The 14,801-nt window shown below is 55.2% G+C and carries 8 protein-coding genes; all 8 read right to left on the bottom strand.

Annotation, left to right across the window (positions count from 1 at the left end; all coding sequences use genetic code 11):
• Window positions 1-2: 2 nt before the first annotated feature.
• The 8 genes from dpdD to dpdF are packed head-to-tail and all read right to left on the bottom strand — an operon-like array spanning window position 3 to window position 14,799.
• Window positions 3-2,246 (bottom strand): protein DpdD, encoded by a 2,244-nt coding sequence (gene dpdD, locus ACZ5M5_RS04110; protein WP_464738644.1) that lies wholly within the window; start codon window positions 2,244-2,246, stop codon window positions 3-5.
• Window positions 2,230-2,760, bottom strand: a complete 531-nt coding sequence (gene dpdK / locus ACZ5M5_RS04105; RefSeq protein ID WP_092488527.1) for a phospholipase D-like domain-containing protein DpdK — start codon at window positions 2,758-2,760, stop codon at window positions 2,230-2,232. The genes dpdD and dpdK overlap by 17 nt, the downstream gene beginning before the upstream one ends.
• Window positions 2,757-4,475, bottom strand: coding sequence for a hypothetical protein (locus ACZ5M5_RS04100; protein WP_464738643.1), 1,719 nt, complete (start codon window positions 4,473-4,475; stop codon window positions 2,757-2,759). The genes dpdK and ACZ5M5_RS04100 overlap by 4 nt, the downstream gene beginning before the upstream one ends.
• Before the next feature lie 59 nt (window positions 4,476-4,534).
• On the bottom strand, window positions 4,535-7,492 hold the full coding sequence (dpdJ, locus tag ACZ5M5_RS04095; protein ID WP_464738642.1) for a protein DpdJ: 2,958 nt from the start codon (window positions 7,490-7,492) through the stop codon (window positions 4,535-4,537).
• A gap of 14 nt (window positions 7,493-7,506) precedes the next feature.
• Complete coding sequence (locus tag ACZ5M5_RS04090) at window positions 7,507-8,244, bottom strand: hypothetical protein (protein ID WP_464738641.1); 738 nt, start codon at window positions 8,242-8,244, stop codon at window positions 7,507-7,509.
• Entirely contained in the window at window positions 8,244-11,339 is a 3,096-nt protein-coding gene (gene dpdH / locus ACZ5M5_RS04085; RefSeq protein ID WP_464738640.1) for a protein DpdH, read from the bottom strand. Before dpdH ends, ACZ5M5_RS04090 begins: the two co-directional genes overlap by 1 nt.
• Window positions 11,336-12,232: a protein DpdG gene (dpdG, locus tag ACZ5M5_RS04080; protein WP_464738639.1), complete on the bottom strand. Its 897-nt coding sequence runs from the start codon at window positions 12,230-12,232 to the stop codon at window positions 11,336-11,338. Before dpdG ends, dpdH begins: the two co-directional genes overlap by 4 nt.
• Complete coding sequence (gene dpdF / locus ACZ5M5_RS04075) at window positions 12,229-14,799, bottom strand: protein DpdF (protein WP_464738638.1); 2,571 nt, start codon at window positions 14,797-14,799, stop codon at window positions 12,229-12,231. The genes dpdG and dpdF overlap by 4 nt, the downstream gene beginning before the upstream one ends.
• Window positions 14,800-14,801 lie beyond the last annotated feature (2 nt).

Raw genomic sequence — 14,801 nt, 5'->3', positions numbered from 1 at the left:
TCTCACGAAATCTGACTCTTATTGATCACGCAATCTACGATGCGCGTTGTACCGCTCCCTTCAACTTGAAGTAACGCTGCATCGGGCCGCAATGCAGCCTTGATGCAAAAGAAAGCCTGATGGGTAGCGACCCCTGAAACAAACACTACCCAGTCTGCATTACGAGTTCCATTCTTCAGGCGCGTGCTACATACCTCATCAGAGTTGATCTCAATTTTGGCCAATGGGAGAGCCTCTTCAAGTATTAACGCTGCACGTCGAATGGCTTGAATGTCCAAGCTGTAAAGGAAGATACGAACCCTGACGTCTGTTCGAGCTTTTTCTGCTTCATCCACTTCGTCGTCGAGTCGTTTGGGGAACTCAAGACCAAACTCTTGTACAAGCAGTTTTAGCAGGCCGCGCTCTGCAAGAGACAGTCGGGTCCAGCAATGGGTCACAGCTTGAACGATCCTAGTAGTCCACCGCAGGCGCGCCTCCTCGTCACGACAAGGATGCATAACTAACAAATCTGTCACGTCCAATGCCCATGCGGCTTCGCGTGGCGACAGCGGACTGGACAATACAGTAGCAAGCCTTTCTATAAGTCCTGTGTATTCAGACGGCGTCAATCCGGCGATTAGACTATGTCGGAGTGCCAGCCTGATCATCTCTCGCTCACTATCTCCAAGACGGTCTCGCACGTTCAAGGCTTCAATGAACCCCAAATAGAGTTGACTAAGCACGCTCGAAGGTGGCGTTTGGACGATGAGCCAGTCAAACCAAATAGGGAATAGGGATTCGAACAAGGGCGACGAGTCGAGAGCAGAGTCCTCTACGCTCGACAACAACGACTGGATGAAACTGGACTGGGCCAACAGAGCACTAGCCTCGGGCGACTGAACCAGTTCCCGCCAATAGACTATGACGTCGTCAACGGCCATCGGCGTATGCGCAGCCTGTAGTTGTTCTTGAAGCGAATCGCACACTTCCTCAGCGGCCAACTTCTCTACATCAGAGAGCAATCGAGCCCGAGCAGTGCGGACCTTGGCGGCAGTGTCGGGAGCACTCAAGGACAGCCGATCGAGCACCTCACGAGCGTGGCCAGGATCGCCAACCTCCTTGGCACAACGCAATTGGGCTTGGAACACTTCGACTGAATCGTCCAGTGGCAGAAGTAAAGCGAGAGCCTGCTCATAGCGCTCCAACTCCATTTCATGGAGTGCCTGCACAATTCCAGACTTTCTCTGCAGGGTCTTCGCCATAGCCATGATGGCGTCAGAAGCGGGCCCAAAAGCATTTGGTCCAAGGTCATTTAGCAGGGTCACGCAGAGTTCGGCGGAAGGCTGCTCCAAAGACAACTCATGAAGCAAAAAGCCCTTAAGGGCCGCTGGGCGACGGCTACGCCCGCGGCTCCTGAGCAGAGGAGCAGCCATGGTCCGAATCCGCTCTGCGAAAGCGTTCACCAACTGAATGGCGTCGCCCTGTGCTTCGACTTGGGCTAGGAACGTCTCGTAGAGCGCGTCCCAGATGTCACCGTAAGTCTCCGGCGGCAAGCGAACCTTGATAAGGTCATCCCATTGGGGATGATTTAGAATTCGATCCCATCGGCCAAAGGCTGAATGTAAACGGATTTCCAGAAAGGTCCGGTTTTCAGCGCTAAGCCCATGCTGGTCTCGTAGCGCCGCCATCGCTGCCATCGCTGCGCTTTCATTGCTAGCCACTAAGGCGCGGTCAAACAACGCTCGCAACTGGTGAAACGTACGCAGTTCCTGCCTGGGCCTGGGCGGGCGTTGGTCCAAGAGTTGCCAGTAGCGTTGCCAACTTTTGATTACGCGCGGCTCAAACTTCGGCGTGATAGCAAAAAAGGCAATCGCATTCAGACCGGCTTGCGCCAACATAGCTTTCGCGCTCGCTTGTGCGATAGAGAGCGCCACACCGTCAATCTCAAAGTCACCAAAGCTCGGCCCAATGAAAGCGCGCATTTCATCGTGCAGTTCACGCGAACTTAGCTCATCGTGCGAGCAGGCCAGCCAACAGGTTCGCTCATCGGTAACCTCGGAAAATGGCAAGAGGAGCGGTCGATCCTTGAAGCCTTTCGCAAAGCGGGCGACAGCCGGAACCAATGCCTCAGGTACCGCCTGGCCATTAAGAGCTTTAAACGAGGCTAGAGGGCTCACATAAATGTTAAGACCTGAAAAGAACTGACTGAGTAAGGCCTGAGAGACTACCACTGCGGGGTTTACCATTTGGCTAGAGGCTAATGCCATGGTTCGCAAACTCCAAGCGGATGCTAGATACTGTCTGCGGGTTGAAATCAACAACGAGTGATTCAGCGTTCAGGCCGATACCGCGCTCAGTGAGGTTCATCGATCCACCAATCCAGACTCGGTCGGTGAGCAATCCCTTCGTGTGAAAATCAGGAATCTCGGACCATTGCAACGAATCTTGCAGACCAGCATCTTTCAGCGCCGCGCGCAAGCGCTTACCAAAAGGCTTATTGTGAGGTTCAGGTCGTACGCGAATATCTAACTGTGTATTGTTAGATGCGATAGTCACCAATACCTCAATCAAGCGAATGCCGCGACGGCTCCACTCCGGATTAAGCCCCTCAAAACTGCCCGTAGAATTGTCGAAAATAACAATGTTGGTAACCCATGGAGCGGCTAAGTAGAGTGTCCTGCTGGGAAGCAGGATCTCCTCGGCCAAAACCATGGCTATAACATCACGAGCGGCTTGAGGGGAAGTCGTGGCCGACTTGAAAATGTGGCGTACGTTTGTCATAGAGCGTCCGGTATCGAAAATGTCCACTCGATGCGATCACCGAGGCGCTTGACCTCACAGAGTTGAGCGAAGACGTTTAGATAATCAAATTGAATTGGCTCTATCGCCAAGGCAGCGATCACCTTGGGCAATAGTGCTCGGGCATCGGCGGCCGGTACCGAAATAACCGCACGCGAAGTGGCGAGTAAGCATTTTCGCAATTGCTCCTGCCAGTCCAGATCACTCGGATCGATCGGTTGAGAACGAGGTGTCAGCCACTGCTCCACCAAGAGCCGTTCGGTGTCTATAGCGAACGGCGAGAAGCGATTGGACCATGGCATTGCAACAGCGCGCAGCGCATGCCCTTGAGGCCACAATATCCCCATTAGCACCCCGAAGCGCCATGCCATGCGATTGCCGAAAGGAAGGACCTGCCCAGCGCTTGCAAATGCCCGATCGAGATAATCATCCGCACTGAACAATGCGCAGACGACCCTAACGTCTATCTCGACATTATGTAACGCTTCCAACGCATCCCAGCGCTCGTGGATCAGAGCCAATAGACAATCCAACTCGTCTGGGGTGTTTGGCCGCAACAATCGCATGCTCAGAGCCACGCTGTAGCCGTGGAATATCGATTGTCCCTGAGTTACTAGCCTGAACCGCAAAGCGGCTAAATGCTTGGCAGCATCGGCAGAACTCATCGCTTGTCGAACTTGCATTACCGCCTCAGTAATAGTGGAGTTCGGCTTTGATCCACCAAGCCATTGGATTACCTGGCGCAATTGAGTGTTTGTCCATTCAAAGTCACGCGGGCTTAAGGCCGCCTCGATATGACGGTAAAGGCTATCGGGGCGAGTCGCTAACAATTCCGCGACGCTCTCAATCAGACCATTGCCACCAGGATTGACCTCGGAGATCCAAATTTCGAACCCTGGCTGGGGGTCACCATCATCACTACGCACGTCGATGTCCACAATCAACCCGTCGGGATCAATCTGGGGGCACGCTTGCTGTATTGCTTCCAGGCAAGCGGCACCGAGCGTGGCGCGGATCGACAGGGCGAGCCAGTCGTTCCACCCCTCATCAATAGGTTCGACTAGTACGCGAGATGCGTAACGCACTGCTTTACGCACCGCTTCTGTCTTCAGAGCCTCATCTAGCTTTTGACGAAGCTTGTCCGCCCCCTCCTCACTACTTTCGATATCCGGGACCTGGAACACCGCCTGCAGGACGTTGAGTAGCGTGTCCATCCTGGCGCCGTCAGCAACGTAGTCCAACGAGTCGCGCAGCGAAACTTCCTCCGCCATTGCTACTTGAAGGGCAGCAATTTGGAAAATCTGTGCGACCCACCCGCGCAAGAATGGATTCGGTACTGCAATGCAGAATTCGGGGCTCTGACGAGCCTCCCAGTTGTAGCGAGCTGCACGAGTTGCACGCAAACGTCGCGGATCACCCCAATCGATGGCGCCGCTGAGATCGTGCGGCAAATCCAACTCTAGTACCAACGCATCGACACCAATTTCGAAGCCCACACCGCAGGGATGGCCTGAATGCATGAACTGCCAGTCGACAGTAACGCGCTCGCTCTTACTTCCAGATCGCAATCGCAACTCTGCGCGCGAACTTACGGCATAGCGGCGTACAAAAGCATTGGATTGTTCAGCGTGGGTGTGAACAACCACTCTCTTGATCAGCTGGCTGATCCCAATGTGCGTCGGACTGGTCAGTGGCACGCCCTGGTAGGGTGCCTGTAGGAAGGATTTCCACTGCAACTGAGCGTTGGATGTATCACTTAGCTCGGGGGCTCCATTGCCCCCCGAGCCACTGAAGACAGGCGGGCTGCCGCTGGACGAAACGCTTTGAAAGTCACTCGGGCGGAGTCGTCCTGGACGAAAAAATTTCTTTGAGGCTCGAGGTCGTACCATGTAGATACCTCTACGTCCTCAGACACTTCGGTGCTACCGCAAGCGAAGAATCGAGCCAGCGCCGGCCCATCAACGCCCAACCAAAGAGCATCATCATAACGACGCGAGACCCTACCGGGCGCAAACTCAGCTAAACCGTGTTGAACAGGCAGATACTGCTCTTCAACGCTGCCATTGCGCGCAAGCCACTCGATGCGCATTTCCGGCAGACTTAGATCGGCAAAGAGGCTAGCGGGAATGAAGTCCGGTAATGGATGGCCCGCTTGGTAGTCTTTCCCTTGTTCGCCATTTGCACGCCAGTTCGATGCTAGCCGACGAACAGTTGTAGGAATCGCGCCAAGCATTAGCGGACGTGGATGACTCCACATGAGCAAATTCATATCGTCGATCGTCAGCGCCAATCGGTTAGCTAGGCTGCGAACAAGACGATCGACTTTCGCTGGACTCTCCTGAAGATCACCCAGCAGCTTGACAATACGTTGGTGTTGCAACCGCTTGGCCAACCAATTGACTCCTGCAAACTTTACAGCTGACTCCCCATGGGGAGCGAGGCTGAACGCTTGATTCCTGAGCGCTTTCCACTCATGCGCAGAGAGCGGGAATGTCACACTTTCCGCTAGGCGCTTTACTAAAACAAACGCATCCGGGTCCCACCCATGCGGTGTGCTCTCAACATTTGGGTAAGCCAAGTCGCGCCAAACCGATAGAGGTGGTTGGTCACGGCAAGTTAAGTCTCCTAACTCGTCGAGCAACGCGTAGACCGCTTGCATTCGTTGGACGTAGCGATTGGCTAAAGGCAGTTGGCGCGCTGGAAGATCCGGATCGAACAACTGATCGTAGGCTTGATAGGCCAGACGGTCGCGACCGTAATCCGTGAGCACAACGACAGTCCATGGTCGCATGTGACGCGTTCGACCCGCTCGCCCTTTGCGTTGCAAGAAAGATGCGATGTCTCTCGGCGCCTTGTGCTGAACTACAACGCCTACTCCCGGGTCATCGAAGCCTACTTCTAGAGCAGACGTAGCAACTACAACTTCTGTATGAGTACTAACCCCACTATCTAATGCAGTCGTACGCCCGACTCCGAGGCGATGGGTGAGATCGTGGCCAATGGCCTGTGGAACACTCCAGTCTTGCCCCGCGAAGTAACGCGGGGTGCCCATGATGGGAGTGGATCCATCACGCAGCAGCGCCAGCCCACCACGAGGATGTTTAATCAGGTTCGAGTTGCCACTAGGATGATAACGTCCCTCAGCATCGAGCAAGTCCTTGAAGAGTCTGTTCGTTGCGTCCAACTGATCAGTAAACGCAAATGCCCGCCAACCGAAAAACGGCATTGCTTTTTTATCAAAAATCCCTGGCGGATCGAGCAAACGAGCACTCAGCATCAGCGTCTGTATAGTCGTGGACAACAGAGCCGTCTGAGACACTGGATCACCGCGCAGAGCGAGCATGTACTCGCTCCCTTCCTCCTCAATCTCTTCCTCTAGCGGTTTGATCTCCTCAACAACCGTTGGACTCAGTCCTGTTAAGTGGGAGAAAAAGGTTTGACCTTCCGCGATGGTAGCGGACAACCCGACAAAACTAGAGCGCCGCCCGCTGGCGGCCCACCAACGACGTAACAGGTAGGCCACCTGAGCCCCATAACTGCCGGCATACAAGTGAACTTCGTCCAGCAAGATGAGATCAGGGGCTCGTTCGGCCTTAGGACCCACACCAAAGACATGGCGCAAGTCGCTGCTAGGTAAATGCCGATTAAGCATTTCCACCGATGTGAAAAGAATGTCCGGTGGGTCAGATTGTATTGTGTCGCGGGTGAATGCCAGAGTACGCCCATCTACGACGGCGCTGCACTGCGGGCAGACGATGCGCTCCAGGCCCTTTTCCACATCACTTTGGCGCAGCACCATTTCCCCGTGCTGACTGTCGTTAGGACAATTAAAGAACGGTACGCGTTTGCCCTGGGAGTGCTTGAGCCATTTGGCCTTGGCGACCTTCGTAGGTGTGTCCCCAAAAAGAACACCTACGCGCAGAGGTCGCCCTCCACGACGTCCGATCCAGCTATCGAACTTGCGACATTGATCATAGACTTCGGCGAGTTGGTCCTTCAGCAATTCATTACGAGGATAGAGAGCTAACACCCTTACCCCACCGACAGTCACTGGCGGCACTCGTTGGGAGGCCAGCCATGACAATGCGGGTAGATAGAATGCGAGGGTCTTTCCGCTACCAGTCCCAGCGGATACCAACGTACCCTGACAGATCCCCTCCTCCAAGCCAGTCAAAATACGTTCAACCGATTTCACCTGGAATTGCGAGAGACCACCACCCTGATCCATATGATCTAGCCAGGTCTTGAGGGCCTCCAGCAATAGCGGCGATTTCACCACGTCATCCAACCTTGCATAAACGCTGGCGCCATCCACATTTCTAAGGGGGTAACGACGGGGGCGTCTAATGAAGCGATAGTCCGCTACTAGTGTGGCGGCTTCGGCCCACTTATCCGTACCATGCTTGGGAAATAGTTGACGAAGTTGGGCGATCAACCGCACCCCTTCGGCCATCCGCGTACGCCAGCGCACCTCCTGATCACCCGCAAATGGCACTTGAAACAACATATTGCGATCAACCAACAGGTCTCGCAGATCCTTTGGTGTTTGAATGCTGCAATTCGGATCATTCTTGGCAGAAATTGCCTTCGGCGCGTTGAGCGCCCGTTGAAGCGCCTCCGTGACTTCATCGCGACTGAGGGCATTGTCAATCAACCCCCAGATCAGACAGCGCGCTTCCTGCGCCTCAAGCTCATCGAGTGCGAGTTCGGCCAACAGCAAATCTGGAGCTAGCGCCATGACACATTGGCCTTCGACTTCACTATGAATCGGTTGGGGTCATCATTTTCCCGGAGCCATTCCATCACCTCAGGAGTAATCAAATCCAATGAAGCCCCTCCACTCTCTATGGCCTTGAGAAATAACCGAATGGCCTCTGGTGCTGTACCTTTGAGTTGCTCTCGTAGGCCCTGCAGCATGCTCATTGCGCTGATCATCTCGTCCGAAGTCGATGCACTGGCTGGCAAGTCAGCGCGGACAATCGCCGAGTACTTGGCGTAATGCTGCCTATAAGTCTCCAGAAGGCTCTCGTTGGCGGGTGTCTTGAGCATCCGCCCGTCTAAGACTGAAGGCGTTTCGACATACCCCAGACTCTCAATAAATTGGCGCCATTGGTCGCGGGCAGCGCTGCGGGCGTCCTCATTGGCCGATGCTGCCGCTGCCGTCAGTCGGACCCACAGGTTATCCGTGGCCAAATCCTGCACATTGCCACCTGCAAGGAGTAGCTTTTGCGCTTGCTGCGCCAAACCCCTCACGTTGCAATCAGCTTGGGCGATATCTTCGCGCACGAGTAAGTAGGGATCGACAATGCGGACCTTTTCCATCAGCGCTTGCCTAGTGTCCGCGTGCCGCCCCCACTCGCGTAGGCGCTGCTGAAGCGCTGAAATCTCCTGGCGGGTCTGGTTGGCGATTTTGGCGTTCTGCAGCCCTATACGCAGTTGGCCGCAGGTTTGAATCAGAGTCGACATCAGCTCTCCCACTCTAGGCGCTTAATCAATTCATGACGTTGGGCGAGTGCATGTTCAGACTCAACCGAACGAGTCTGGCTTTGGATCGAGCTATGAAGGCTGCTGAAGAAGCGGTTCAATTCCGACACATCGCACGCCAATTGGCTTAGACGAGGCAGTGGCACGGCACACAATGCGGCTATACGTAAAGGTGCCGCTTCGTCGGTCGACGGTATGCTCATCTTATGTATCCGTTGGATAACCGATTCAATTCCGTCCAGTGATAATCGACCAATAATGCCGTGAACTTCAGACTCTTTGATGCCAGATGGCCATGCCGCGAGATCCAAGGCCTCTTTCACCAACTGACGCATCTCTTCGCGCCAAGCTATCCGCGCGTGGTCAGCTTCAAAAGCAGCGCTTGTCAAAGGCAAAAGCGACTGCATTGTGCTCTGCAGAGTGCTCGCCAGCGCAGGCAAGCCAGCAGTAGAAATACGCTCAAGCACATCGGACGCGTCTTCGCTCAGACGATCGCGGCCTTTCAACGCTAGGACCCACCGTTGTGGCAGTTCAGCCCTCCAGGCCTGCCGCAGGCGGTCGCTATCAATCGCCATAACCGTGCCGCCTCGATCGCCTTGGAAGCATCCGATTAGTTGCTTTAACCGATCCTGCAATTCGGATCGCGCGGCAGTTGCCTTACTTCGGACTTCCAAACATCTGGCCACCGATGAGTCTACACGCGAGTCTCGGTAAATCGACTCATCCGGACTGGCAGCGAATAACTCTTTGAAGTTAGGAGCATCCGGTTGGCCACGCGAGCTCAACCCGAGAAGGAGGCTTTGGGTGTGCAGGGCACGCGCTAGCATGCCGGTGTCGCACTCTGCTTCAGTGCTGAGCAAGCGTAGCACTTGGCTTTCCAGCTGCTCCAATAGGACGTTAGCCGCCGCATAATCGGCTTCTGCGCCCTCGTAACACCAAGACTTTGCGTTCTTTTCCCAGCGGGCCAACGCCTTGAGTGCAGTCTGGACACTAGCCGGAATCGGCTGATCCTGGCCGACAACCTGAATGATCAAGCCATTGTTGGGATTGCCTACCGTAGTCGTGGGTGGCAACCAAAACCAACTCGCCTCGATTTTCTGGCCTTTCAAGCAGAAATTACCGAGATCCAAGCGAATGTCCAGCGCAGAGGCGATCAGATTGCGCGTTTCTCTAGCGTATGTATTTGGCAACCGATTGTTAGGCGTCCATGCTTCAAGCGCATCCGCGTACGCTGAGATATCAGGAACAGGCAGAGTCGACTCAATTTTGGGAGTCGGTGGCGAGGAGGCAGCGGGGGTAGCAGATTGCTGAGTCCCCACAGCTAAGTTACTTGGCGTGGTCGACACCGTGGGCTGACGCTCGGGAGCGCCGGCAGTGCCAAACGGCCAGGGCAATGAGAATGTCTCGAAAACAACCTTAGAGATAGGCGCACGTGCCATCAAACTGGTAGGTCTGCCGCCCCAATAATGCAGTACTACTTCAAGCCTTTGTGACTGAACTTGTGAATATCCCTTGCGCTGCAGTTCGGTACGCACTTCAGCAACCAGTCTCGGAGACTTGAATCCGGCCGGCGGGAATTGCCCTTCCACGAAGGAGAGCCGTTCAGCGAGGGTCTTGCGCAAAACCTCATTAATGAAGGCCCTTGGGTTATAGTTCCAAACTCCACCCAGTTTCATTGCAACCTCGGCAAGGCTGCGAATAGCATTCACATTGAACGGAAACAGCGAATAGCCCCTGCCGCTACGACCGAACGCATCCAACCGTTCCGCAGCATCAGTATCCAGCGGCTCATCGAACGTAGGCACCCATGCATACAGATCAGTACCGGCTAGTGAAGCCTTAGAGAACTCCCGCTTAAGGTACGTAACCCCCCAGCGCGCGGCATTGAGGTAGCGCCCAGTTAATTCCACAAGTTTGCCGACAATCAGCTCTTCGGATAGCCCCTCACTAGGGACTACCCACTGCTCCTTAGCGCGAGTCAAGACGGTTTGCCGACCAGCCAGAAAGCCATCAGTCACGGCAACAGCAGTACGTATCGGCGCACGTACCCGACGTCCGTGTTCATCGCTCTCGGCAATCATGATATCTAGCAATGGCTGCTGGATTCCCGACAAGGCCGCTAAGTCCTCAATCAGGAGTACGAGTTCCTTTCCATCTGTGAGAAGTTGTCGGCGAATGTCATCAACCACGTCCTGGATGGACTTTTGTTGCAAAGCCTCAGTGACCCGAAAAACGGTGCGCAAAGCATTATCTAGTACTTCCTGTAAAATTTCCGCGGCAGTGATTCGATATCGGCCGTTAGCATTGCCTAGAAACGCTAGCGCCGACTGCACTCGATGTGGCAGGTCTTGCCCTGGTGCGTCTTCTGGTGGCTCCAGGTCCACATCGCGAAACTGCCGATCTACTGGGTCCGAAGTGCCGCCAAAGCTTGCGCCGACAATACGAAGCAGCACCTTTCTCAGCCAGAGGTCACGCGCCTCAGGCGACAGTATCAGACTGCGAGCGTGCTCAGCTACAGCAACAAAAGGTTTGAGATCACCGTTTTCCGATGGTGAGTTCTGAACCAGTTCAACGGTACGCTCACGGTATTCCTTCAACCCCTCGCCCATGGCTGCCGCCAGAAGTTCCGCCGCAGTGGACGGTGTCAACGCCTCGGAAGCACGCTGTAGTTCACGTTTTAGAGCTTCGTACTGTTCGTTGGCGAGAGGCTCGAGGATTAACTCGACAACGCGGCGCAGGCTAGCGGTTTTGGGAATCGAAACGACCACCAATTCTTTGCGACGGGGATGTCGCTCCAACTGGGCGCGCAACCAGCGCACCATATGGGACTTGCCAACACCGGAGGCGCCCGTAATGGCGACAACTACAGCGCTACCATCCGTAACGGGGCGCATCAGTTCATCCAGCAGGGCGATCTCATCAGCCGATACCTCAAGCCCGCTCTGAGCCGACCGGCGCAACAACGCAGTTGGCTCATGGACGGCTAAGAGCAGGGCCTCATCGACGGTTTCAGCCTCCGTGCGTAGGCACTCGGCAGCATGGTCAGATATCGGCCAATATTGTTGCAGCATACTCATGCCCCGCCTCCTTGCGCCGGCCGCTTGATCCATTGGAAAGTCAGGTCACTGCGCGCTCCGTTAGCGCCAGTGAGCGTGATGGAACTGCCGAGATCGGCCTTTTGCTGAGGAAGTAGTTCACCGCTATTCCAAAGGTTTAGCAGCGCCCGAGACAATGCCGTGGAGATCTGCCCAGGCTGGCGCAATGGCAAAGCAGCAAGGTCAACATACTCTAGGACCTCTCGCTGCCAGCGACCTCCATCCAGCACCGGCAAGACTGCACTTAGGCGCTCTACGAACTTTTCCGCGGGCATGCCTGAACCAGGTATGAGAACCTCATCCAAGGCGTCACGTACTGCCACCGTAGGATCAATGGCAGCAAAGGGATGGCGGCTAAACCCAAGAAACGGCGCCCAGAATTGAAGGCCAGATCGCCGTCCAGAGTTGCGCATCAACAGCCGCTCTGGATCGAGGATCTGCTGTGACTCCTGCATTTCAAACTGGTCGAAGGATGCACGATAGATATCCTGTGCAAGCATCCATGCTAGCGACCGCGTTAGATCGGCAGCCCGAGCACCTTGGCTAGCCCAAATATCCGGATTGTTCTCCTCCGCCAAAGCTTGTCGGCAAGCCATCCGCCGCGTAAATGGTAAGACTTCCAGCATGGAGAGGTTCCGAGAGGGCAGGCGGTCTTTGACGAAAACAAGCCCCTCCTCCCGAACAAACAATCCAAGTTCCACCCAGCGGTTCAAGGTGTTACGTGCCTGTTTCCCTTCGTCGTCAACGAGCGCGCTTGGAGCTACAGCCTCTAGCAACTCGGTTTCGGGAATAGGTTTGGCTGAACGCAACACTGTCGCATGCAGTGCGACGAGGATGTTGGGCAATCCGTCATTGGTAATGTTCAAAAGGCTCATGCAATCAACTTCCGCAAGACCATGTCCTCATCTGCATGGGCAATTATGGAAACCCAGGATCGTTCTGGCCGGTACGGGTCCGGCAACTGGCTGTCGATAAAGACGACAGTCATCGCACTAGGAGAGGTACGCAATGCTGTAGCAGCTTGAGTCGTGATCTTCGACTCAGCCCACAGAATGAATCGGACTTCGTCAGTAGCCCCATGCAAGGCGATGGAATCGAGAGGGTCGAAGCGATCGACAAAGGTGTCGCTGCGCGTTATTGCCATTTGCTCAATCAGCCCTTCGACCAGGACGTTGCTAATCGACTGTGGCACTAGCAAGGAGTGGGGGCGTACCTTTTGCAGCATCAACGCGAAGCACGAGCGGCTATCAGCGCAATTGCGTATCAAATCGTGAATCGCAATAAACACCAAGCTAGGCTGGTCCTGCGGGAAGCTTTGGAGTGCTGGCCATTGCTCGATGCGGAGTGAAAACTGGGCGATTCTCGCTACGAACGGACGCAATCGACGCACGGGCATGCGATTACCAGCCCAGTGCTGCTTACAGCCTCCGCAATATGCCGTCACCGGCCCCCATTGGTTGGGTAGTGCCAAACCATAGAGTTGGACTAGTGCATGCGATATCTCGACTTGAGACGTGGCAGTCCGCGCCATCAGATCAAATGCCTTATCCGTAGCCAGAAGCAGCCCGTTTCGGGCTGCATTCATTTGCTCTTCAAAGACTGCACGATCACGGTGATTCGGATGGCGGATTCGCAAGCCCGCATAGGCTACTTGGGAATCGCTGTACTCCGTATCCTCACTAGAGATACCGCTACCGGGTGGCAAAGAACTCAACGCGGTGATTTCGATGAGACCAGCGGTGGCCATTAGGTTGAGCGTTCGCAGATTCCATATGCGGTTCATCCTCCCCTTTACGCTCAATTTGGCCCTCAGCCGATTGAGATCAACCCAAATCTCACCGTCCCGCGTAACCGGGCGAGCCGGATCGTCGAGCAAAGATTCCCATCGGTCATAGCCCAACTCATTACCAATCAGCGTCGGACCAGACATCTCCTTGGCCTGTTCAAAATCCTGTTCTGTGTAAAGCAACAGACTTGCAGAGGCTTTACCGTCTCGTCCGCTTCGCCCAACTTCCTGATAAAAACGATCGAGCGACTCAGGCAGCGTGGCGTGAATTACCGTCCGTACGTCGCTCTTGTCCACTCCAAGGCCAAATGCTGAAGTCGCTACCATGCCATCGAGCGTGTTGGCGTCCCAGGCCGAGATCAGAGTTTGACGCTGCTGAGGGGGCGTGTCGCCGGTGAAGGCGGCTATCCGACCCAGTCCATTCTCAATCAATAAACGAGTCCATTCCTCAGCCTCATCAGGCCTAGTCACATAAAGGATGAAGGGCCGTGGCGACTTCATCACCGCTTCCAGAACGCGATTCACCTGTTCCGTCGGAGAGACCATCGCCTTCATCGCGTAGCGCGGCTCGGGCCGCAGGTAAATCCCAGAAACCACGCAATGACCATTAGTCCCAGCAAATAGAGCTTGCAAGCTCGTGACGGTATGCGGAGTAAGGGTGGCTGAGGCTAGTGCGATACGTATGGCCTGCGGCGATTCAGGATTGCGCGCATGACGAAGGCTGGCTATGAAGGCAGGCAGCAACTGGAAGGCCGGACGAAATCCGCTACCCCAAGTTACCACCAAATGCGCTTCATCGATCACAATGTGTGAGATACGACCTCCACGTGCACAGTCGAGCAAGATGCTGCGCAGCGAACCGGTGGCGGCTTCTGGGGAGGTGAAAAGGACCCGCTGCTCGCCACTGCGCAGGGCGAGGAAGATGGATGCCCTCTCTTCTACCGACAGGCCACTGTGAAAAGACAGATGGCGCTCCGTCCAATGGGAATCGCGAGCTTTTAGGAGTTCTGCCATTCGACGGCCTTGATCGATTGCCAACGCTACAGTGGGCACGATCACCAAGGTCAAAGTGCCTTGACCGCCTAACAGCGGGGGAATCTGGGCCAACAACGACTTGCCACTACCAGTCGGCAAATTGGCAATTAGCGTCATGTCTGCGGGCAGGTGCATCTGCGCCCGAATTGCCTCACGTTGACCTGGACCGGTGTACGCTGTTTTACCCAACAGAGTGCGTAGCGGTGGATCCGCCGTTACCCAGGTGTGAAGGCGCGCCTCGACACCATTGAACGCGTCGTCAAATATATCTTGCTGCTCACCCAGCCACTCTAACCGGGGGTAGATCGGACGTACCTGAGCAGCCTCTCCAATCACCGCCACTTCAAAGCCCTGCTCGTGCCAAACTTCACTGGCTGGCCAAGGTGCAGCAAGGGGAACTTGCAGCCAAGCCCGAGCCCCACCCTTGGCTTGGGCTAGCAGCCAATGTCGTAACAGCGCGATCAGATCAATAAAGGTGGCTGTTCCACGCTGACCCAAAAGTTCCCGCAGGCATTGCTGAGCACGGCCCAAAAGGCTGTCAGCGGCGGTCTCACCTTCTAGATAGACATGACTGTCTGGCCAATGGACCAGGGTTTCGCGCAGGTCGAACTCAGAGAACATAG

This window comes from Pseudomonas sp. Van50, from assembly GCF_055390755.1.
Note: the sequence above shows the minus strand (reverse complement) of the source record. Positions and strands in the feature narration are given on the sequence as shown.

What these genes read in the sequence shown, in the direction of transcription:
- dpdD (WP_464738644.1), bottom strand. Translation starts at nt 2,246, where the DNA reads ATGGCATTAGCCTCTAGCCAAATGGTAAACCCCGCAGTGGTAGTCTCT.
- dpdK (WP_092488527.1), bottom strand. Translation starts at nt 2,760, where the DNA reads ATGACAAACGTACGCCACATTTTCAAGTCGGCCACGACTTCCCCTCAA.
- ACZ5M5_RS04090 (WP_464738641.1), bottom strand. Translation starts at nt 8,244, where the DNA reads ATGTCGACTCTGATTCAAACCTGCGGCCAACTGCGTATAGGGCTGCAG.
- dpdH (WP_464738640.1), bottom strand. Translation starts at nt 11,339, where the DNA reads ATGAGTATGCTGCAACAATATTGGCCGATATCTGACCATGCTGCCGAG.
- dpdG (WP_464738639.1), bottom strand. Translation starts at nt 12,232, where the DNA reads ATGAGCCTTTTGAACATTACCAATGACGGATTGCCCAACATCCTCGTC.
- dpdF (WP_464738638.1), bottom strand. Translation starts at nt 14,799, where the DNA reads ATGTTCTCTGAGTTCGACCTGCGCGAAACCCTGGTCCATTGGCCAGAC.